23 protein-coding genes are annotated in these 20432 nt (G+C 39.3%); 21 read left to right on the top strand and 2 right to left on the bottom strand.

Annotation, left to right across the window (positions count from 1 at the left end):
* The first annotated feature begins 15 nt into the window (after positions 1–15).
* The 8 genes from LY11_RS15585 to LY11_RS15545 all read left to right on the top strand — a co-directional run bounded on the left by LY11_RS15585 (position 16) and on the right by LY11_RS15545 (position 6635).
* Positions 16–216 (top strand): hypothetical protein, encoded by a 201-nt coding sequence (locus LY11_RS15585; RefSeq protein WP_111634586.1) that lies wholly within the window; start codon positions 16–18, stop codon positions 214–216.
* A complete protein-coding gene (locus LY11_RS15580) occupies positions 216–701 on the top strand; it encodes a head-tail connector protein (RefSeq protein ID WP_111634585.1) in 486 nt (161 codons plus the stop codon). Before LY11_RS15585 ends, LY11_RS15580 begins: the two co-directional genes overlap by 1 nt.
* Positions 698–1021: a phage head closure protein gene (locus tag LY11_RS15575; protein ID WP_111634584.1), complete on the top strand. Its 324-nt coding sequence runs from the start codon at positions 698–700 to the stop codon at positions 1019–1021. Before LY11_RS15580 ends, LY11_RS15575 begins: the two co-directional genes overlap by 4 nt.
* A complete protein-coding gene (locus LY11_RS15570) occupies positions 1018–1464 on the top strand; it encodes a hypothetical protein (RefSeq protein WP_111634583.1) in 447 nt (148 codons plus the stop codon). Before LY11_RS15575 ends, LY11_RS15570 begins: the two co-directional genes overlap by 4 nt.
* Positions 1465–1471: 7 nt before the next feature.
* Positions 1472–1915: a hypothetical protein gene (locus tag LY11_RS15565; RefSeq protein WP_111634582.1), complete on the top strand. Its 444-nt coding sequence runs from the start codon at positions 1472–1474 to the stop codon at positions 1913–1915.
* A gap of 76 nt (positions 1916–1991) precedes the next feature.
* Positions 1992–2441 carry a phage tail tube protein gene (locus LY11_RS15560; RefSeq protein ID WP_111634581.1) on the top strand — a complete coding sequence of 150 codons (450 nt, stop codon included), beginning with the start codon at positions 1992–1994 and terminating at the stop codon, positions 2439–2441.
* Positions 2442–2443: 2 nt separating this feature from the next.
* Positions 2444–2815: a hypothetical protein gene (locus tag LY11_RS15555; protein ID WP_111634580.1), complete on the top strand. Its 372-nt coding sequence runs from the start codon at positions 2444–2446 to the stop codon at positions 2813–2815.
* Between the two features lie 301 nt (positions 2816–3116).
* Positions 3117–6635: a phage tail tape measure protein gene (locus LY11_RS15545; protein ID WP_111634578.1), complete on the top strand. Its 3519-nt coding sequence runs from the start codon at positions 3117–3119 to the stop codon at positions 6633–6635.
* A 50-nt stretch (positions 6636–6685) separates the two neighbouring features.
* Here LY11_RS15545 and LY11_RS15540 read toward each other — a convergent pair whose 3' ends face one another.
* The gene (locus LY11_RS15540) at positions 6686–7135 is read right to left on the bottom strand and encodes a hypothetical protein (RefSeq protein ID WP_111634577.1); all 450 of its coding nucleotides are present in this window, start codon (positions 7133–7135) and stop codon (positions 6686–6688) included.
* Between the two features lie 104 nt (positions 7136–7239).
* On the opposite strand from LY11_RS15540, the gene LY11_RS26715 reads away from it, so the two are divergent.
* The 12 genes from LY11_RS26715 (at position 7240) to LY11_RS15480 (ending at position 18466) form a co-directional block, all read left to right on the top strand.
* Positions 7240–11340: an autotransporter outer membrane beta-barrel domain-containing protein gene (locus tag LY11_RS26715; RefSeq protein ID WP_170132699.1), complete on the top strand. Its 4101-nt coding sequence runs from the start codon at positions 7240–7242 to the stop codon at positions 11338–11340.
* Position 11341: 1 nt separating this feature from the next.
* Positions 11342–12523, top strand: coding sequence for a hypothetical protein (locus LY11_RS15530; protein ID WP_111634576.1), 1182 nt, complete (start codon positions 11342–11344; stop codon positions 12521–12523).
* A gap of 19 nt (positions 12524–12542) precedes the next feature.
* A complete protein-coding gene (locus LY11_RS15525) occupies positions 12543–12923 on the top strand; it encodes a hypothetical protein (protein ID WP_111634575.1) in 381 nt (126 codons plus the stop codon).
* A gap of 2 nt (positions 12924–12925) precedes the next feature.
* Entirely contained in the window at positions 12926–13306 is a 381-nt protein-coding gene (locus LY11_RS15520; RefSeq protein ID WP_146610857.1) for a hypothetical protein, read from the top strand.
* A 53-nt stretch (positions 13307–13359) separates the two neighbouring features.
* The gene (locus LY11_RS15515; RefSeq protein ID WP_111634573.1) at positions 13360–13896 is read left to right on the top strand and encodes a TIGR02594 family protein; all 537 of its coding nucleotides are present in this window, start codon (positions 13360–13362) and stop codon (positions 13894–13896) included.
* Positions 13897–14241, top strand: a complete 345-nt coding sequence (locus LY11_RS15510) for a hypothetical protein (protein ID WP_111634572.1) — start codon at positions 13897–13899, stop codon at positions 14239–14241. It begins immediately after the preceding gene.
* A 180-nt stretch (positions 14242–14421) separates the two neighbouring features.
* Complete coding sequence (locus LY11_RS15500; protein ID WP_111634570.1) at positions 14422–14988, top strand: hypothetical protein; 567 nt, start codon at positions 14422–14424, stop codon at positions 14986–14988.
* Positions 14989–15073: 85 nt separating this feature from the next.
* The gene (locus LY11_RS15495; RefSeq protein ID WP_111634569.1) at positions 15074–15622 is read left to right on the top strand and encodes a CopD family protein; all 549 of its coding nucleotides are present in this window, start codon (positions 15074–15076) and stop codon (positions 15620–15622) included.
* Between the two features lie 311 nt (positions 15623–15933).
* Positions 15934–16128 carry a hypothetical protein gene (locus LY11_RS15490; protein WP_146610856.1) on the top strand — a complete coding sequence of 65 codons (195 nt, stop codon included), beginning with the start codon at positions 15934–15936 and terminating at the stop codon, positions 16126–16128.
* Positions 16116–16289 (top strand): hypothetical protein, encoded by a 174-nt coding sequence (locus LY11_RS26710; RefSeq protein WP_170132698.1) that lies wholly within the window; start codon positions 16116–16118, stop codon positions 16287–16289. The genes LY11_RS15490 and LY11_RS26710 overlap by 13 nt, the downstream gene beginning before the upstream one ends.
* A gap of 238 nt (positions 16290–16527) precedes the next feature.
* Positions 16528–17352, top strand: a complete 825-nt coding sequence (locus LY11_RS15485) for an outer membrane beta-barrel protein (RefSeq protein WP_111634567.1) — start codon at positions 16528–16530, stop codon at positions 17350–17352.
* Positions 17353–17473: 121 nt separating this feature from the next.
* A complete protein-coding gene (locus LY11_RS15480) occupies positions 17474–18466 on the top strand; it encodes an ABC transporter ATP-binding protein (protein WP_111634566.1) in 993 nt (330 codons plus the stop codon).
* A 3-nt stretch (positions 18467–18469) separates the two neighbouring features.
* On the opposite strand, the gene LY11_RS15475 is transcribed toward LY11_RS15480, so the two are convergent.
* Positions 18470–18886: a hypothetical protein gene (locus tag LY11_RS15475; protein WP_111634565.1), complete on the bottom strand. Its 417-nt coding sequence runs from the start codon at positions 18884–18886 to the stop codon at positions 18470–18472.
* Between the two features lie 514 nt (positions 18887–19400).
* On the opposite strand from LY11_RS15475, the gene LY11_RS15470 reads away from it, so the two are divergent.
* Positions 19401–20282, top strand: coding sequence for a M12 family metallopeptidase (locus LY11_RS15470; RefSeq protein ID WP_111634564.1), 882 nt, complete (start codon positions 19401–19403; stop codon positions 20280–20282).
* Positions 20283–20432 lie beyond the last annotated feature (150 nt).

The raw sequence follows: 20432 nt of genomic DNA, 5'->3' as shown, positions 1-20432 counted from the left end.
TCTAAACTTAATATTATGGCAAAAGTAAGAGCAATAGCCTCAACCATTAGCTACGGATCAAACGGATTTAAGCACTTGGGGGATGTTTTTAATCTTCCGGACTCTCAGGCAAAGGAGAAAGAAGCTTTAGGTCTGGTGCAGATTCTGCCTGACGAAAAGGAAGATAAAACAGGCAAAGAAACAAAAGAATTAAAGAGCGAAGTAAAAACGAAATAATGGCAGTATTGACACCTGAAGCAGCAAAACTATACATGCGTATTGACGATTCATATAATCTAGAGGATTCCGTCCTTGTGGATATGATCAAAACGTCTATTTCCTGGTGTGAAGAGTATACCGGATTGAGCTTTTCGGTCAAGGATTTAACCAGAGCTACAGGACGTAAGCGTACTGAGTTAGTTGCTCCTGTAATTAGTATTACTTCTGTGTTAAGCGTCAATGGGCAGGTAGTTGAGTATTTGTATTCTGATAATGTTGTCTATACGTGTGGTGAAACTGCATTGATCTCTTATAAAACTGGATATACTCCTGAAAATTTACCTGAACCAATTAGGTCTGCAATCAAAATGATGACTGCAACCCTTTCGGAGAACCGAGAATCCTTTATAGTTGGGGAAAGAGGGTTGACTATGGTTGATGTACCATTCAATGTTACAACCTTATTACGTCCTTATTCTCGTGTCGGAGGACTTTTTTTATGATAGGGAATAAGCGTGAGCGGGTAACAATAGTAACATTTGAAGATTTAAAAGACCCGGGCGGAGGAGTTACACCAGGTCAGCGAGTTGTTTACTGGGAAACATGGGCAAACGTAACTACCATAAAGAACCAGAGGAATGCGCAAGCATACCAAACGGATTTAGAGGAACCGAAAGAGTTTGCAATTCGCTACAGGCCAGATAAGCAGCTGACTAAAAATATGATTATTGAATACCGTAGCGCTAAGTACACAATTCAAAGTAATATTAACGTAGATGAACGTATGCGGGAATTAACAATAATTGGATTAACAAGGAAATGATAACGGGACTTGATAAAGCCCTTAGCAGGCTCACAACAAAGTTTGTTAGAGTTGAAAACGCAATCCTTGATGGCATTACCAGTGTAGGGGAGGCTATTAAAGCCGATGCAAGTTCTTACGCCAGCGCAATTGGATTCTTTGACAATGATGGCAATTGGGTTGAGCTGAATGGAGCGATAAAAGGAGGAGCGACTAATAAAGGTCAAGGCTATCGAATTTGGGTTGACGCTGGTAAAATGGGTGCGTATGTAGAGTTTGGAACAGGAGAGTACGCCTCCGGAACCTTAGCAGCCTACAATCAGGAATGGAGAGAGTTAGCCCGTCAGTTTTATGTAAATGGTAAAGGCAGATTACCAGCAAGACCCTACATGTATCCGGCATGGGTGAAAAATACAACAGGATTAACAGATAACCTGAGAAAAAGAATGAATAACCCCTATTAAAAGCGAAATGGATTTAAAAGACATAACCTACCCATTAAGGGTCGCTTACATAGCAAAATTAGCTGGATTAAAATATAATGAGGTTACGGTTCCTATTTACGATTCAATCGTACCGGAAACTGCTCCTAGTTATTTTGTCGTGATAAGAGATCAGAATGAAGCTGATCACAGCCTGAAATGCGGGTTTAATACTGATGTCCATGTAACATTAGATGTCGTAACTAAGTTCCCGCCAGGAGCAGGGTCTGGGATTGTACGAGATGCAATATCAAGTAAGATTAACAGTCTGATTTGTACAGAAAATTATTCGCTGAGGCTTAATCTATTGCCTGATTTTAATGTAATGAACAGCATTAGGACGCTAAGCAGACAGATAGAAGAGCTTTCCAAAACAGAGAATATTTTCAGGAGAATCAACATTTATAAGCACGAAATACAACAACTAAGGTAGTTTTCTTGCTCATAATTGAGCATAATAACAACCATAATGATTAATAAATAGAAAACGATAAAGGAGGAGAGAGATTATGGCAGAGGAAGCATTAGGCTTTAAAAACGGAACGAAAGTTCTTTTATTCGTGAAATTAGGAACGCCAGCCGCGTGGGTAACGCTGGCCTGTTTAAAAACAAACAGTTGGGATTCAAGTACGGATCAGATCGATACAACAACTAAATGTTCAGGTAGATACAAAACATCCTTACCGGGAGATATCTCCTGGTCATTCAAAGGGGATGGCAATGCTATTGACGATACTGTAGCAGTAAGCCAGGCGTCATTCAATGTGTTGGCGGGTTTGCAGAAAGCAGGAACTACCTTTCCTATGAAAATGGTCGGGGTTGACGACCCTACAGATGTGATCAGAGGTAATGTGTTCATTACTTCCATTTCTAAGAGCGCCGGACGTAATGAGGCAGTTGGATTCTCGTCAACATTCCAGGGTGTGGGTGAATATTTTTTAACCCCTGAAGCACCATAAGCATGAATAACGGGAGAATTACAATTGAGTTAGCGGGGGTTAGAACCCCATTAACTTTCGGCATGTTAGCCGTAGAGGAGTTTGGAAATAGACAAGCAATCGGTAATACCGGATGGAGTAAACTAATTACTGATTTAGTGTACTCAGGATACTGCAATGAAGAAGTGGTAAGCGGGCGTAACCCTGCCTTAACCTACAGAGATATTGCAGAGAGCTTAGATCAATTAATTATTGATAAAGACACAATTCTGTCGGATGTGTTTGCCTGCTTCGAAAACAGTAAGGCGGGTGCTGAATTGCTTGGGGTCGTAAAAAAAAAGGAAGAACCAGTAAAACCCAAAAGAACACTCAAAAAACAGACTGGAACAAAATAAAACGCTTTGCATTCGGAGAACTCGGATTGAAGCCGATAGAGTTTTATGCCCTGACGCATTTGGAGTACACCCTAATGAGTCAGGGCTTTTTTGATAAAGATTTACGAGAATGGAAGCGCGTTAGATCACTGGGGTGGATAATTCAATGTGGGTATGCTGATCCTGAAAAAATGCCTGAAAATCAGATGGTTTGGTGGCCTTTAGAGGGGGATTCAATACCTAAAAAGGAAAGATTTAAAATAACACCAGCGGAGAGGAAACGAATTGCTGAACGGATACAAAAGGAAATAGGGAGGTAGATATGGGCGCAGGAAGTGACGCAATGTTATCGTTAGAGGTAATTGCGAAAATGGATAGCCTCTCGGCGGGGCTTAAAACAGGCGAAAAAGATATAATAGATTTTGTTAGTAACGGAAACACCGCATTAAAAAGCCTTGAAAAGACTTTAAGCGACTTAGGTATAGGTATGTCTTCTCAGGGACTTAAGTCCTTCGGCAATGAAATGAAGGATTTGAAGGTAAAAGCTGAAGATAGCCGAGTAGCCTTTATGAAGACTAAGGCGGCTAATGAGGAGCTTAAGAAAGCCACTATTGATGCAACTACAGCAGTTCAAGAGCAAAAAGTAGTTACAGAAACAAATAGATCCTCTGTAGAAAGAGCAAAGGAGGCAACGCTCCAATATACAGCGACTCTTATTCAACAGAAGTTAACTACTGAACAAAATAGAACTGCCAGCGCAGCAGCAACTGTGGCTATCAACCAGCTCCGTCTAGCTAACATGCAAAACAAGGTAGCGGTAGTTGCAGCAGCGGGAAGTTACGCAGAGGCACAACAGAAATTAACCGCATTAGGCAAGGAAATCAGGGCGGCTGGAGATGTTATGACGGGTAAAATGAACCCGGCTGTAAAGGCTATGATTATCCAGTATGACAAACTCAATGACTCATTAAAGAAAGTTGATGCTGCGATGGGGAATCATCAGCGGAATGTTGGTGACTATGCTTCGGCGGCAATTAAAAGCCTTGCGGCAATGGCCGAATCTTATATTTCATTTTATACAGTTGTTTCGCTCGGAAAGCAAATCATTGCAAATAATGCTGAAATATCTGATAGCATGTCCGATGTTCAGCGTACCGCTGGTTTAACAACCGTTGAAGTTAATGCGCTTGTTGAAACATTAAAGAAGATCGACACCAGAACCTCATTAAAAGGGTTACTTGACATCGCTATCATTGGGGGTCAATTAGGTATCGCTAAAGAGCAACTAGGCGGGTTTACAACTGCGGTAGATCAGTTATCTGTATCGTTATCCGGAGAGTTACAAGGTGGAGCTGAAGGAGTTGCAAAGTCTTTAGGAGTATTAAATAATGTATTTGGGGTTTCAAAAGCCGAAGGAGGCGACGTTGAAAAGGCATTTAATCAGATTGGATCAGTAATACTTGGCCTCGGGCAATCTGGCCTAGCCACAGGTGATTTTCTTACCGATTTTGGAGAGCGAGTTGGTGGGGTGGCGGCGCAAGCCGGGTTGTCTTTACCTGTGTTACTTTCTTATGGGGCAGTTTTACAAGAAAACGGAGTATCGGCAGAGGTTGCGGGTACAGCATTTAAAAAGTTGATAGGAAGTATAGCAACTAAACGGGAGAAATTCTTAGCGGTAGCTCAGATTGCTGATGCGAGTTTAACTTTAAAAGAGTTTACTAATATTATTAATACCGATACTCAAAAAGCACTAGAGTTATTCTTTAATGGGTTAGCGAAAGGCGGACAAAAAACCACACAGTTTCAAGATTTAATGAAGTCTGCTGGTATGGATGCGGCACGAGCAGGACAGGCAATTTCAGCCTTAGCCTTACATCAGCAAGATTTAAATAAGCACATTTCCGAGTCTACAGTCCAATATAAAGAAGGTAAACTAAGCGCTGAGCAGTTTGAGATTAAAAATGATAACCTGGCTGCTAGTTTGTCAAAGCTTGGGAATACAATTACCAATATCACTACTGATCCGAATTCAAGTACAGGAAATTTCTTTAAAAGAGTTATTGAAGGAGCTACTACTTCGATAAAATGGATTGATACTTTAGCTGATAGAATTCAAGCCGCAAGTGATAAGATGATTATTACAAAGGTGATGAATGGCGGCACTCCAGTTTCCAGCAAGGAAGAAATTGACGCTGCTTTTAAAAGACGTAGAGATAGATCCACGGACGATCTAAAAGACAGGCTGACTGGCACCGGGTCAACAAAGGCAGATTTAATGGCTTCGGGTAAATCAGAAATTGAGTTACGTAAGTTAATCACAATTGAAACAAAAAAACAAACAGAGGCAATTGGCAGGCTAAACTATAACCTTGCCTATATTAAAGATCCAAATAATGTCGGAAAGCCTCTTGATGACCAAATAGCTAAAACAAACAAGCTTAGACTGGCTACATTCCAACAGGAAGCCACTGTAAATCGACTAAAGGACACCTATAAAAAACTCTACCCACCTACAGTTGTAAAGGGAGAGGGAGTTGATCTACCAGGGAAAGAAAATAAGAAGTCTGCACATGCTTTTGATACAGTAGAAAAGCAACTCCAAGACTTTTATAACAAGTCTAATATAATCACCAAGGAGGGGCTTAGTAAGGATCTTCAGGAATGGGATGACAAGTACAACAAGATAAAGGCAGTAATTGAAAAACTACCTGCCGGAGAAAAGAAGGCAAAAGCCTCTGCGACGCTTGAAACAAACTATACTGAAGGAAAAACCAATATCATAGCTGATAATTCAAAGCAGATTGCAGACTTTGTTAAAAAAAGGAATGATGCTACTGAACTGATAGAGTTAGACGGGACAGCCAGGACAATTCAGAACTTGAAAAATGAGTTCGCAGAAAAGATTAGACTTTCTGAAGGGAATAAATCTGCTATAATTGCACTCAAAAAACAGGAGGCTGACGAAATCAATAAGGTTAATGTTGATAAGGGGATTAAAGATCAGCAGATATCTGCGCTACAGATAGCAGAAATTGTAAAAGAGCATAGGAATACGCAAATGGCAATGTTTGACGCATCAAAAAATGGCCTTGACCCTTATGGAGCGCAGATAGAAGCACAAAGGAGAGCGCTAGAGGATCTTAAAAAACTTAGGTCTGATGCACTTATTAACCAGGCAGAATATGAATCCAAATCTGCTGAGTTATCAAAAAATACAGAAGCCCTCATAAATACTCAGGCGTTTGCCGAAAATATGAAGTCTGCGGTTGAGTCATTTACTGTAGATACAGTTGGGAAATTTGCTGAAGGCATTGGCCAGATGATGGCAAGTGGTGATATGTCTGGATTTGGCAATGAAGTACTTTCAGCCTTTGGCGGATTCTTAGGAAAAATGGGAGACTTATTGATACAATACGGGATTGCTGCTCAAATAAAAGCCGCCCTAGATAAGGCTTTGCTCGTACCATTAGGAGGTTTTATTGCTGGAGCGGCGGCAATTGCTGCTGGTATTGCTTTGAAAATTGCGGCCGGTGCATTTAGCGGGCTTATAAATGGAGGGAGCGGAGGATCAGGAGGCAAACAACAGCAATCGCCGCAATACGGAGTTGCGCACTACGCAATGGGAACAAATTATGCACCAGGAGGTGTAGCATTAGTAGGAGAACAAGGACCCGAATTAGTTAATTTGCCAATGGGGTCTCAAGTCGTGCCGAATCATGATGTAATGCGCTCAATAAACGGTAACGCGAATGTTCAGGTAATGATTCCAGAGGTTCGACTAAGCGGACAGGATATTTATGTTTCATTTAAAAGAACAGAGAAGATCAATAATAGAGGATAACAATTAATATTACCATCAACTAGAAGTACTTTTGTAATCCTAGTTGATGGTTATTCAGAATACGAAAATGGCATTTTAAATTTATTGGAGAAGTCTGATATAATATCAAATATCAGTGGCCTAGGAGGATCAATGAGGTAATGCACTGTACCATAACTGTTGTTTTCGTGCCGAATCTTTAATATTACTATTAACTCACCATCCTTTGCCCTTACATTTATTCTTACCTTAGATTTCCCTTTTATTACAGTTGCGCCATACGGCACCGTATCTTCAATTTCAAAATCTTTTGACTCAATAAAGAATAAATCATTATCCTTAGCGCTAATTTCATATCCAGAATCTAAAAGCATGTTTGCAGCTTTCAAATATCCCTCTTTTGCAGACAGACTCGTATTTATAATTATTTTACCTGCACCACGGAAAGGGCTTGATGATATCTTCTGTCCAAATGACGCTATAGGCAACAGTAGTAGGATTATGTAAAGTAATTTCTTCATTGTGTAAAATTAAACTCAAATATAACTATTCAAACCAGAGTAATTATTTTTTTTTGTTCGTGAATGTTGATTTACCTTTAACATAGATATAGTGAGGGGGATAAATGGCGAATTACGGTGTAAAATATAGGTTAGATTTTTGCGGAAGAGGGGCAGTCAAAAAAAGAATTGATCTCCTAAAGATGGATTATACCGGGGAAGTGATTTCAGTATCCGGAGGCTCTGAACCAATTAAAATAACTTATAAAAATGAAGCTGATGATAAACTAAATCAATTGACAGGCAGCTCGTCTGTAACCTCATTGTTGGCTACTTCTGATGCTTACGGCTTGCAGAGTTTTTATACTGGAGACGAAAGACAATGGAAAATTAACCATTATTCTGGGGACGATTTCAAGCTAAAAGGATCTTGGTTTATTGTGCCTGACAGCTCAAAGGAACCGTTTAAGTCCTATCCTTATGAATTTGAATTAAAGGCAACCGATGTAATTGTTTCGCTTAAAAATACGCCATATGTAACTGAGTACGGCGCTCTAATAAAGAAGGTTGATAACTTAAAAAATATCCTTTGCGAATGCCTACGATCTACAAAGCTAGATTTAAACGTATTGATCGGTGTTAATACCTATGAGCAAACAATGGCTAATGATATTAACAGTTGTCCGTTGTCTCAGACTTACGTAGATACAAACAGGTTTATTGATACAAATAATAAACCTTATTCAGTATATGAAATCATAAAATCCATTTGCTCACAGTTTACGGCCAATATAAAACAGGTTGATGGAGAATGGTGGTTTGTTGATGTAAGTCAGCTTGCAGGCAATGGGTTTAATGCTCGTAGGTTCGCTCCAGATGGAACTTTTATTTCATCAGAACTAGTAAATAAAAACAGAAATGTTCAGCCAGATGAGTTAACCGATAATGACCTGTTTACTGAAAATCAACCTGCTTACAAGTCAGCTGCAACCTACTATCAAGCGGGATATCTTTCTAATAAACTCGTAAACGGAGATTTCAATACAATTAATCCGATACCAATAATAGAAAGGTTTGCAGGTTGGCATGTTGGCGGCGGTATAGATGTCAGTGTAGGCCAAAAAATGGCAACACTTCCAACAGGAGAAGTGCCTACGGGAGATTATTACGTGAAGTTTTTCAATAGTTTCAATGCTGAAGGTCAAGGATTTTATTCTGATCCAGTTCCGATATTGCAAACTAATACCATTGTACTATCCCTAACTTTAGGAGCAGACGATGGAAATTCAGATAGCAAACGCCAAATTGGAATTTACTTACGGGCGATATTTACACGTCCGGATGGTTATATAAGGTACTGTAATCTTGACACAGATGCGAGTTGGGCACCAAGCTGGACAGAGTATCCGGCTGCTATCAAGACTTATAAAAAACGTAAAGAGCTAAATGATGATCAGAATTTAAGTTTCAATTTACCTTTTACCGGGTCAGACGGTTTTATTTCAATCTGGATCTGCGGGGTTAGGCACGAAGACACTTCAAGTCCATTAAGAGTTAGGATTGATAATGTCAATTTGAAATTGGATCAAAATCCATTTTACAAATCTTCAATTGGGTTCGTAAATAGATTAACTCAGTTTGGATCTTATACGGAAGCTCCAGACACGACAGTGCTGTTATTTGGTGACGATGACAATCCTAGTCGTACATCATGGATGCGGTTGGCAAATGGACAGCCAACTACTGGCTGGAGAAGCAACGGAGAAATTTTACTACTCCAACAGATTGCCACCAGAAATATTCTGACTCAATACAAGCGGGTATCAAGGCGTTCTGAAGGTAGTTTTATGGGGGACTTTTCTCCTTTAGATATATTTACACTTCCTCTTACGCAAGGAAAATTCATGTTTGTAAGCGGAACATTTGCCGTTAAATCTGGGAGACACAAGCTAGTGCTTTCAGAGGTAATTGAACCTGGATTGCAGTTTATCACTGAGGAGAAGTTTGAAGACTATGGAGATTTCAAAGATTCCAAAGGTAATGCCGTAGGCTCTCCAAACGGCGTAAACATCCCGGCCGTACCGGGGAATATTAACGTTGAGGATTTTATTCACAATAAGGCAGTTTATCAAACAGATGCGGTATTTAATGTTTCTCAGGGAACTTTTAAAGACAAACTGTTCATTCCTTCAACTGACTTCAAGCTTTGGAAAATTTATGTTGATTCTTCTGGTTTAGGCGGCGGTGCAAGTCCATTGCCTGGAGGCGGATCTGCTACTCTAGCAGGTTTAACTGATGTGGCATTATCAAACCTTGCAATAGGCCAGGCATTAACATGGGATGGGTTTAAATGGGTAAATAAGAGTGTAGTTACTGATCTTTCGAATTACTATACTAAAGGAGTATCTGACTCCAGATTTTTAGCTATTGGAGGGACTGCTGTAAATTCTATCTCATGGGCAAATGCTGGATCATATATTAATACAGATGTTGCAGTAAATACCTATTTGATGGGATTAGGTGCTGATGGTAACTGGCATCCAATTGGTAAGGGTAATTTAACTGCCTTTTTAGGAGTTATTGAACCTTTGCCAAACACTATCCCTCGCAGAGACTCCTCGGGTTATCTTCATGCGAATTACATTAGGACTCCTGAATCAGCTGGTAATCCAAGAGGAGACGCATCCCTACAATCTATGTATGGTAATGACAGTGCAAATGGATATCATTATTCATGGAATCAAGCAGCAGTCAGAACTTTCTTAGGCTTATCTTCTGGAAGTGATTTTGTCCGAAAAAATGTTGATAGCATAAATAGTGCTGGACAAGCAGATGGGCAAAGAGGTAATCTTGTGACTTTTGCCTATACTGGATCAGGCACACCTTATAATGGCTCATTATGGTCAATGGGAGGCTTCCAAAATGGCAGTTATGATTTACAAATCAATAGCTTTTATGGCAACACAGGTGATATAGCTTTCAGAAATAGAAATGGTGACAACAATACATGGGGAAGTTGGAGAAATTTACTTTACAATGGTTACAATAATGCTACTGTAGTATTTTCCGGCGGATCAGGCACAGGTTATAATAGTTCAGAATTGCAGATTATGAGAGGCGGTGATACACCTCCTGTATTATCATTTCATTGGGCAGGCAAGGTGGCTTCAAATATCTCAATACAACCAAGTGGACGAATTGCAATTACAAATAACCCCGGAACAGGATTCGAGGATTTAATCGCTAAAAATATTGAAGGATCTGGCAGTGTAACATCAGGAGATTGGTTTTACACTTCTGGTCAATGCGGTATTTATTCTGGAACCTATCGAGTCGGCTTAAAACCAATTAGTGCCAATCAATGGAGCTTTTATACGGATACAGTAAATAATGTTGTAATTAACTTAACAGCTCAAGGAATATCAAAAGGAAGTATACATGGGGATTACGCTGGAAATTTTGGATTTCTTGATAAAGATGGTAGCTGGTCATTAAGACGCGACATAAATAATGGCTATTGGTATGCAAACTCATACATAACTGATAATTGGTTTAGAAGTACTGGTTCTTCTGGATGGTTTAATGAGACATTTTCTGGAGGTATTTATATGCAGGATGCAGTCTATATTAGAACATATGGAGGCAAGAAGTTCTACTGTGATAATATAATTCAAACCTCTGCTAGTTTTGAAAGTAATGGATATGGATTTAAGTCTACTAACCACCGTGGCATGGTAGGGAGCTATGACCAGACTGATACAGCCAACAAAATTATTTGGACAATCGGTGATCAATGGAATGAGATAGGAACGATGTACGGGTTAGGTTATTCGTACAATGGTAGATTAAGGAGTGGAGCGCACCAGGTAGTTATTTCGCAAGCAGGAACTCAAAACTTATCCTTAGGGATGGACGGTTATATTATTGCAGAAGGAACTATTTCGGCAGGTACAGGTACAAATGGAGGTTTCCAGAATAACGCTTATAACCCAGGTCATAATAATATTTGGAGGCTGGCGAATGCCGGGGAATATGGAATTGGGTATTACCAGGGGGGCAATAGCGGTAATGATTATATTGGTTTTCATTTTGGAAATAGAGCTACTCCCCAATTTACATTTAAACAGAACGGAGAACTAACCGCTCCGGTCGTGAAAGCTACGTCAGCATTATACATCCCTTCCACATCAGGAAAACTCTGGAAACTTTACGTACAAGACAACTAACATGGCAGCACCAAATACTGTATACCTGGATGGTGGAGCAACAAGAGTTCCTATTCATATTGAAGGAGAGATAAAGCTTGATGCTTATCCTGCTTTAAAACTTGCTGAGTATGGCAATACCATTAAAGATCTATTCTACATCGATGCATGGATAATGGTCGATGACGGGTTGGGGAAATCCGGGTTCGTTGGGATTGTCAAAGATATCCCTGACTCCCAAAATTATAAGATGCACGCCGCACCGAGGGTGTTTAAAGCAAGATTGGAAGATGCCAATGGCCAGCGATTTATTGTGATGAATGATTCTGGGTTAAATACCTTGCCTTACGTCGGTGTGCCTTCAGTTGGTGAGCCAGATACAACCGGAACCAACGGCCAGGACAATTTTGCTGGGCAAGTATTCCTTTCAGTGAATTACCGCTCTTCTTACTATACTATCACAAACGACTACGGATTTTACCTTTCAGTGAATAATGGAGATTTCACAAAACATCCTATCAGCTCACTACCTGCAAAACAGCAGATCTTGTATAACGGGGCAACTTCGATACCAGAATTGAAGTTTGGCGATTACGGTGTGCTTCGGGCCTATGCACGTAATGAAGAGGGGGAAATGCAGAGCGGTAATAATTCCTTTACCGTAAATGCTGGTGCGAAATTAAATGCTTGGAGTGCGACACACGCAAGTTGGGCATGTTCCAGAACTAACGATGCAGTATCAACTACAGTATTTGTTAAGCGGCTCCCGGTTCAGACAGGTGATTTTGTTTATACAAAGAAAACTTGTGAGGCGGGTGATGAATATAGATTTTACAGAGGATTAGCGTGGGATGGGCAATGGATAAAAACTAAAGGTGACGGATCTGTGGAGTACGTTGGTATTTGTGGTGGCTCTTATCCTCCAGATGATCCGGCAATGATTCGATGGGTAGCGGACACCTTTAAATTGTACGAATCAGACCTTGAATCTGGCTGTTTATACGCTGGCGGTGGAAATTCTTCACCAGTTACTCTTTACAGAAATATATACAATGATAAATATTATAGTTCAGCAGCAGCAGCTCAGGAGGGTAAAGATTACAATTATGCACTTGATGGGTATTACTGGACGTTTGTCGGCCAAAATTCAGCTTATAGAATCATAACATCCGGAGTAATAACTGGATCAGGAGTTTGTAGTTAATTAATTAATAAATATAAAAATGGAAAAATTCAAAGTAATATTAAAGGAAGATGCTCAGGGAGCTATCCTTACAGCAACGGACGTTGTTTTAGCTATAAACGGTACTTACCCAATGCCCGGGGGTGTCCCTACAATTGGAAATTTAGATGTTACAAATTTTCGGATTGAAGCTAAATTGACATCGGTTTTAAGAGACGGCACAAATCAAACAACCACAATGCCCACCATGTCGATAATTGGCGACGAGTTGGAGAAACAAATTCTTGTATTACCAGATGGTAATGAAAAAACGAAAGCTCAGGCCAAGTTGGCAAATTTTGATAAGTGTAATACCACTATTCGGGCTGCGATTACAAAATTAATGAAGGATCAGTACATTCTAGAAAACACAACAGTATAAATATGAACACGGAAATACAAGATTCACCAAAATTACAATTTGGCATTCTAATGATGTTAGAAAGACTGTTGCCAGCATTTAAAACACCTACGTATGCAGATATGAAAATTATTGAAGGAGTACTGAAAACCATTGAATCGACGGATAAGTCTGTAATTGTTAAATCTATTTTTGATAAGTACGGAATTACCGAAGGTGCTAATGTTAACGGGAGTCATCCGGAGTTTATTAATATCAACAATGAGATAATGCAAGCAGACAGCCAATTAACGAGTGAAGATATTGCTGTTTTTGGGATGGATCATCTGAATAGCCTTACTGAAGGTGTAAATATCAATTATGCCGAACGCAAGGCATTGATGGAGTTATTAGTTAAAAAATAAAAAAACACTCTGCATAGGATGGGCTTATGCAGTTTTAAGTGAGGGAGAGTAAGATGGGATTACCAAGTAAATACAGTTGGTTAAGCAAAGAAGAAGCGCCGAAATTATTAGTAGAAGCTTTAAAATGGTATGGCACTAAAGAGGTGCCAGGCAAAGAAAGTAATCCTGTAATCATGGGATGGGCAAAATCGTTGAATATATCATGGTATACCGCTGACTCTGTACCATTCTGCGGTTTGGGGATGGGGATATGGGCGAAAAATGCGGGGTATCCTTTTGATAAAAACAAATTGCTTGCCGCTAAGAGCTGGCTTGAATGGGGAATCCCTGTTGCTACAGGGAAAGAAATGCTCGGAGACGTTTTAGTGTTTGGACGTATAGGCGGAGGACACGTTGGCTTATACATAGGAGAGGATCAATCCACATTTCATGTATATGGAGCAAACCAATCAGACGATACCGGGTTCACTCGAATCTTAAAAACAAGACTTCTTGGAGCCAGGCGTAGCCCGTTTAAAAGCGGCCAACCTGCGAACATTAGAAAAGTACTATTGTCAGAATCTGGCGAAATCTCAAAAAATGAAGCCTAAATGAACGAAAACACAAAAATGGGGTGGGCTGATAAATTGTTTGCTTGGTTTAGTAAGGATGTAAAAACTACCTGCATGGTCTTATTGACCTTGCTTTGCGTATTTCTCTTCCAGGAAAACCAATCGCTAAACAAGCAAATCAATGTAATAACTGAGAAAGGTCTTGAAAGGGTAATCGCAGAGGTTGAAAAACGTCAAGATCCAAGATTTAAGGCAATGGAAAACAAGCTTGACACGATAAAATTGACTAATGATAGTTCAAAACGAGACATACAATCTACAACCGGGATAGTGCGGGCGGTTGCTGGTAAAGTTGAAAAGGCACTTAACTTAAAGAAAAGGTAAAATGAAAAAGTTAATCACAGTATCAGCTATAGTATTGCTATTTTCTTCTGCAATACCAATGGAGCGCAAAAGGCCGTACAACGATTTTACGCCAGCATACCACATTAGACAGGTAAATGTAGTTTACGATAGCTTAGCGATGAGCTTAGAGGGATTGAGTAATAAATTGGATCAATTACCATGAAGAAGGTTTTTATAATTCTAACTGCGGTCATTCTATTGAATGGCTGCGGTGTGTTTAATAAAGTATTTAAACACAAAACTTCCTCAAGCGAGTTGACAGAATCAAGTCATTCTGAAAAAATATCTAGTCAGTTTGTAGCCGATGATAATTCTATAATCACAATTACAGAGAGTTTAGATACTGCCGTTAAAACACCTGTTGTTAATGGCCAAGGAAAACGAAAGGTCAATCTTGAAACTATTAAAAATGGCCTGAATACAATTGACGACGAGTTTATTAATCTGGAGCAGATTTATAATCCGGTCGACAGCACTTTGTATTCTAAATACACATTAAAGCCGCAAAAAGTAAATGTTCCTAAACAAAGGAAAACTGAGATCCGAAATAATATTAAAACCACCAAAGCTGAAAATAAAGAAAGCAAAGAAGAGGATAAGAAACTAATTAAAAAATCTGATGCGATCGTAGAAAGGAAAGCAGATTATAAGGTGATTTTTATAATAATCTTCATTATTTGTTTGTTTATATTTGCCGCCTGGCTATTTAAGCGAGGGGTCAAGTGAGACTGTATATACTTTATTAAAACTTTAGTAAATGAAAATTAATTACCATAAGTGTTTGTTTATTAGTCATTTAAGTTGTTAGGTTATGGATTCTTATTATCCATATGTACTTTCTGTCCATATCATCTTTGTGGTGAGCTGGATGGCGGGGTTATTTTATAGTGTAAGGTTGTTTATTTACCATACGGAAGCGAATGACCGCCCTGAGGTTGAGAAAGAGATTCTTCAGAAGGAGTTTATTAAGATAGAGCACAAGTTGTGGCATATTATTACGAACCCGGCAATGACTTTCGCTGTGCTTGCTGGGATCGGTATGATTTGTATCAGACCGGGTTTGTTAAGCACGCCGTGGTTACATGTGAAGCTTGGTTTTGTTTTGTTATTGCTGGTTTACCATTTTATTTGTCAGCGGTTAATGAAACAGATGAAGAACGGGGTTTTTAAACTGAGTTCTTTTAAGTTAAGGTTATGGAATGAGGTGGCCACGGTTTTATTGGTAGCGATTGTTTTTACGGTAGTGCTGAAGAGTGCGGTTGACTGGGTTTATGGGTTGATCGGATTGATCGTGTTTTCTGGGGGGATTATGACAGCTGTTAAGTTGTACAAGAATTATCGTCAGAAACGGGGAGAGTAAAAGGGTACTGTAAGAGGGAAATAAAAAAACACCATGTAGTATTTCGGCTGGAATTCATCTGAAGGGATGAATAAGGCTCGAAATACTACATGGTGTTTTTTTATTTCTCTGAAGGGGTTTTTTACATGCAGGATGTTTACCGCGAGAATTGCTTGTTTGGTTTGTTGGTTGGAGAAGTTAGGTGGAAAGACTAGGTGGAGAAACTGGGTGGAAAGACTGGGCGGCGAAACTGGGTGGAGAAACCGGTTGGAAAGACTGGGCAGCGAAACTGGATGGAGAAACTGGATGGAAAGACTAGGTAGAAAAACTGGGTGGAAAGACTAGGTGGAGAAACTGGGTGGAGAAACTGGGTGGAGAAACTGGGTGGAGAAACTGGGTGGCGAAACTGGGTGGAAAGACTGGGTGGAAAGACTAGGTGGAGAAACTGGGTGGAAAGACTGGGTGGAGAAACTGGGTGGAAAGACTGGGTGGAGAAACTGGATGGAAAGACTAGGTGGAGAAACTAGGTAGAAAAACTGGGTGGAAAGACTGGGTGGAAAGACTAGGTGGAGAAACTGGGTGGAGAAACTGGATGGAAAGACTGGGTGGAGAAACTAGGTGGAAAGATTGGTTGGAGAAACGAGGTGTAGAAGATACATTGGTTAAATATTTATTTTTTCTGGTGTGAAACTTATGGTGGGTTTGTGGATCTATTAGGTATCAACAAGATATAATTTGATTATTTTTCTATGATTGTATTAAATTGAGGAATGCTTAAATTTAACCGCTGGAAACGATAATGATATAGTTTGATGTGGGGATCATAGGAGAATGATCTTTTTGAAGAACAATAATGTATAGAAACCGGTTATTAGTATAGATAGAGACGGGGTTATTGAATAAGATATTGAAACTGAAATTATAATATGAATAATAATTTACTAAAGACTTTAATGCTGACAGGATTGGTGGGAGCGGCTTGTTTAACGGCTGCTGCGCAATCGGGTGATCATGTAGATACAACAGTGGTGCAGACTGCTAAAACTTCGGTAAAGGGCCGGAAATATAATTTAAATGTGTCTTTTGGACGTAATGAGGATAGTGTGAAAAATGTTTCTGCTCCTACAGGACGTTTTGGTTATGGACTTACTTTTACGAGATTGGATATTGGTTTTTCAAGGTTAATTGACAATGGAAGTTTTAAGCTTTCTCCTAAAAATGATTTTCTGGATTACAGGGGGAGCAAGACGAGCACGGTATCTTTTGATTTGGCGTACTTTGGGTATCGTTTTAATCCTAATTTCAGGATTTATGCAGCAGCTGGTTTTGATTGGACTTTGATAAGATTGGAAAAGAATATTACTATTCAAAAGAATACGCCGGATCTTACTTATGTGGATGAATCGATTGATTTTAGTAAAAATAGGTTTTCGAGTAGTTATGTGCATATTCCGTTGAATTTTGAGTTTAGAACAAACGAGAATCAAAGGGGAAAGAGATTTTATTTTGTTGTTGGGCCTGAAGTGAGCTTTTTGCTGAATGGAAAGGTTAAGCAGATTAGTGAGGAGCGTGGTAAGCAGAAGTTCAGGAAGGATTATGATTTTCAAAAGGTTCGTTTAGGCGGTACTTTGAGAGTCGGATATTCAGGAATTGGTTTGTTTACGAAGTACTACTTTAATGATATGTTTGATACTGAGGCGCAAAAGGGACTTAAGAATTTAGCTTTCGGTATTACCTTCGGGATTCATTAGACGGTATTTGTTAGCGTGAGCAGCCTCAGGATATTATTGTCCTGAGGCTTTTTTTATGTCATATGGGGTTCAATTCGGTGCTTATATTAGGTAATTTCTCTCTGAAACGTATCTTTACGGTGTGGACGAAATTATCATCAGCGTTAGACAACTAACTAAACAATATCAAACTGAACAGGCTTCAGGAATCAGAAATATCACTTTCGATATTAAACGGGGAGACATCATTGCGGTGATCGGAGAGAGTGGTAGTGGGAAGTCCACTTTATTAAAGTCCATTTTTGGTTTGCTGAAGGTTGATGAGGGGGAGGTTCTGCTGAATGGTAAGCGTGTGCTGGGGCCACATGAACAGCTTATTCCCGGACACAAGGAAATGAAGATCGTGACCCAGGATTTCTCACTGAATATTTATGCGAAGGTGTATGATAATATTGCTTCGGTGCTTTCTAATACGGATGTAAAGGGCAAGCAGGAGAAGACGGTGAAGATGATGGAGCATTTGCATATTGATCATCTGAGGAATAAAAAGATAACTGAATTGAGTGGAGGGGAGCAGCAGCGCGTGGCTATTGCGAGGGCTTTGGTCACCGATACGAGTGTTCTGTTGCTGGATGAGCCTTTTAGCCAGGTGGATGCGTTGTTAAAGAATCAATTGCGTGCGGATATTAAACGTATTGCTGCTGAAACGGGAGTTACGGTGATTATTGTATCTCATGATCCTGCTGATGGGCTGTTTTTGGCGGATGAATTGATATTAATGAAGGATGGTATGCTGATCCAAAAGGGCAGACCTGCTCATGTTTATAATCATCCTGAACATATTTATACGGCACAGTTGCTGGGGAATGCGGTAGTTTTGAATCCGCAGGACGCGGTAAAACTTGGGCTTCAGGTAAGTAAAGAAGCTGTAGTGTTTTATCCTGAATGGGTAGAGCTAAAGGGCGGCTGGAATAGTAAAAGGTATGAGGTGAAGGATGTGTATTATAAGGGCTTTTATGAAGAGCTGCTGCTGGAGCGAAATGGTGTAATTATCAGGGCTATACAGCTGAACAGGGGAGAGCATAAAAAAAACGACCACGTTCAGGCGAACATTGGTCGTTTTCTTGAGTTTTAAATATTATAAATTCGATGTAATCAGTACGATCTTAACTCTTGTTTTAGTTGTTGGTCTGTCAGGAAATACATTTGCATCATTGGTTTTTTGCAAGTATAATGTTACAGATCCTGTAGTATAACTGTAGGTATAGCTCACTGCATTATCAACAAATGGCATTTTATCATAAAAATCAACGTCTGATCTGGCTATGCTTAATGCAACTTCATCATTCTCAAATGTACCTCTGTCAATTTCAGAAACCGGAATAGTTACGCTATAGGTTTCTTTGTTTGCACTCTGGACCCAATCACCTGGATTTATATATTTTAATAAGGTCAGGTTAGGAATACCATTGTTGTTAGGTGCAATGACTTCTTTTTTACACGATGACAATCCAATTGCCGTTATTGTTAAGAGTAATAGTAGGTATTTTTTCATATTTGTGTGTTTCTTGTTTACTTAGCAAATGTGCTGCCAAGTTTTTATGGGTAAACTAATTTAGCTGGTTTTAACGTTTTCTACAAAGAATAGATGTTAAAATATAACTTTATGTGGATAAATATAAGATTATATTTATTATTATAACCACGTTGCTGTCTTTATAATCGTGATCAACAGTAATTTACAACTCAAAAATAGCCCTTTGCCGAATTGGTTTCTGCTATTTGTAAAAACAAATCAATTGGGTACGTGCTTTTAAGATGCAATTTCCGGACACCAAAATTATTTTTGCCGAAATAATCAGCATTTGGTTCCATGCCGGTTAAATGGATCTCTTTAATACAATAAAGCATGATTTTCAGGAGTGAGCTCGTTCGGAATTAAGTATTGTTCGCTGACAATAGACTATCTTTTTTATACCATTTTGCATTTAACGATATTGTATGCTATTAAAAGCTACTAAGTTTATTAAATTGCTATGTAATAATTTTCTTACCTAAATACCTAACCTATGAAAAACAAAACATTATTAGTTGCGCTTGCCTTCGCAGCTTTCACTACCTCCTGCAAGAAACAAAGCGGACAAGAGTCTCCATTAGCAGACACTAAACAAAATGATTGCAATTGTGCAGTTGAACAGGCTTTTCCTGAGATCAAAGGACAAGTAGTTTCTTTTGGTAATGGAGCTAATAAAATCAGCCTCACCAAAAAGAATGATCAGTTTGTTCTGGGTGGTGACATCCTGCTCAGTAATGATCAGGTTTCCTTTCTGAAGCAGAAGGCTGATCCTTCGGCACCAGCTACAGAAAGTACTTTTGTCGATTATCTGAATAAAAGATGGACGAATGGAATTGTGTATTATGCTATTGATACTAATGTTCCAAATCAGGCCAGAATTACTGATGCCATTGCGCATTGGAAAGCGAAAACTAAATTAACTTTTACATTGCGTACCAATCAGGCAAATTATATCAGGTTTGTGGTTGGAACTGGCTGCTCTTCTTCCTTAGGGATGATTGGAGGAGCTCAGAAACTAAACTTAGCATCAGGTTGTTCAACCGGTAATGCGATTCATGAGATTGGACATGCGCTGGGTTTACTCCATGAGCAAAGCAGAACTGACCGTGATGATTATGTAATTATTAATAAGGACAATATTGAGGCCGGTTATGAGCATAATTTCGATACCTGGGCAGACCGTGGTTATACTGGCGGACAAACTGGTGCCTTTGATTTTGGATCGATCATGATGTATCCTTCCAGTGCTTTCTCCAGTAATGGTGAACCAACGATTACAAAACTTGACGGGTCCACTTTTGGATCACAAAGAACTGCTTTATCTGCAGGTGATCTGGTAGGATTCAAATATTTATATCCGAATTATGCGCTGTAGTTTCCGGAGCTAAATAACCGTAGTCTATCTGATAACTTTAAGTAGTTATGATTATCATTGATAAAAATTTTTATAACAAGAAGGCAGCTTTAAGGGCTGCCTTTAATATTTCTTGAAGACTTGGTAATATTTACACTATAATTGTTATCA

This window comes from Pedobacter cryoconitis (genome assembly GCF_003259615.1).
Classification (GTDB): domain Bacteria; phylum Bacteroidota; class Bacteroidia; order Sphingobacteriales; family Sphingobacteriaceae; genus Pedobacter; species Pedobacter cryoconitis.
Note: the sequence above shows the minus strand (reverse complement) of the source record. Positions and strands in the feature narration are given on the sequence as shown.

Bases quoted from the DNA above. Each gene is read 5' to 3' on its own strand.
- LY11_RS15585 (WP_111634586.1), top strand. From the start codon at position 16: ATGGCAAAAGTAAGAGCAATAGCCTCAACCATTAGCTACGGATCAAAC.
- LY11_RS15580 (WP_111634585.1), top strand. From the start codon at position 216: ATGGCAGTATTGACACCTGAAGCAGCAAAACTATACATGCGTATTGAC.
- LY11_RS15575 (WP_111634584.1), top strand. From the start codon at position 698: ATGATAGGGAATAAGCGTGAGCGGGTAACAATAGTAACATTTGAAGAT.
- LY11_RS15570 (WP_111634583.1), top strand. From the start codon at position 1,018: ATGATAACGGGACTTGATAAAGCCCTTAGCAGGCTCACAACAAAGTTT.
- LY11_RS15565 (WP_111634582.1), top strand. From the start codon at position 1,472: ATGGATTTAAAAGACATAACCTACCCATTAAGGGTCGCTTACATAGCA.
- LY11_RS15560 (WP_111634581.1), top strand. From the start codon at position 1,992: ATGGCAGAGGAAGCATTAGGCTTTAAAAACGGAACGAAAGTTCTTTTA.
- LY11_RS15555 (WP_111634580.1), top strand. From the start codon at position 2,444: ATGAATAACGGGAGAATTACAATTGAGTTAGCGGGGGTTAGAACCCCA.
- LY11_RS15545 (WP_111634578.1), top strand. From the start codon at position 3,117: ATGGGCGCAGGAAGTGACGCAATGTTATCGTTAGAGGTAATTGCGAAA.
- LY11_RS15540 (WP_111634577.1), bottom strand. From the start codon at position 7,135: ATGAAGAAATTACTTTACATAATCCTACTACTGTTGCCTATAGCGTCA.
- LY11_RS26715 (WP_170132699.1), top strand. From the start codon at position 7,240: ATGGCGAATTACGGTGTAAAATATAGGTTAGATTTTTGCGGAAGAGGG.
- LY11_RS15530 (WP_111634576.1), top strand. From the start codon at position 11,342: ATGGCAGCACCAAATACTGTATACCTGGATGGTGGAGCAACAAGAGTT.
- LY11_RS15525 (WP_111634575.1), top strand. From the start codon at position 12,543: ATGGAAAAATTCAAAGTAATATTAAAGGAAGATGCTCAGGGAGCTATC.
- LY11_RS15520 (WP_146610857.1), top strand. From the start codon at position 12,926: ATGAACACGGAAATACAAGATTCACCAAAATTACAATTTGGCATTCTA.
- LY11_RS15515 (WP_111634573.1), top strand. From the start codon at position 13,360: ATGGGATTACCAAGTAAATACAGTTGGTTAAGCAAAGAAGAAGCGCCG.
- LY11_RS15510 (WP_111634572.1), top strand. From the start codon at position 13,897: ATGAACGAAAACACAAAAATGGGGTGGGCTGATAAATTGTTTGCTTGG.
- LY11_RS15500 (WP_111634570.1), top strand. From the start codon at position 14,422: ATGAAGAAGGTTTTTATAATTCTAACTGCGGTCATTCTATTGAATGGC.
- LY11_RS15495 (WP_111634569.1), top strand. From the start codon at position 15,074: ATGGATTCTTATTATCCATATGTACTTTCTGTCCATATCATCTTTGTG.
- LY11_RS15485 (WP_111634567.1), top strand. From the start codon at position 16,528: ATGAATAATAATTTACTAAAGACTTTAATGCTGACAGGATTGGTGGGA.
- LY11_RS15475 (WP_111634565.1), bottom strand. From the start codon at position 18,886: ATGAAAAAATACCTACTATTACTCTTAACAATAACGGCAATTGGATTG.
- LY11_RS15470 (WP_111634564.1), top strand. From the start codon at position 19,401: ATGAAAAACAAAACATTATTAGTTGCGCTTGCCTTCGCAGCTTTCACT.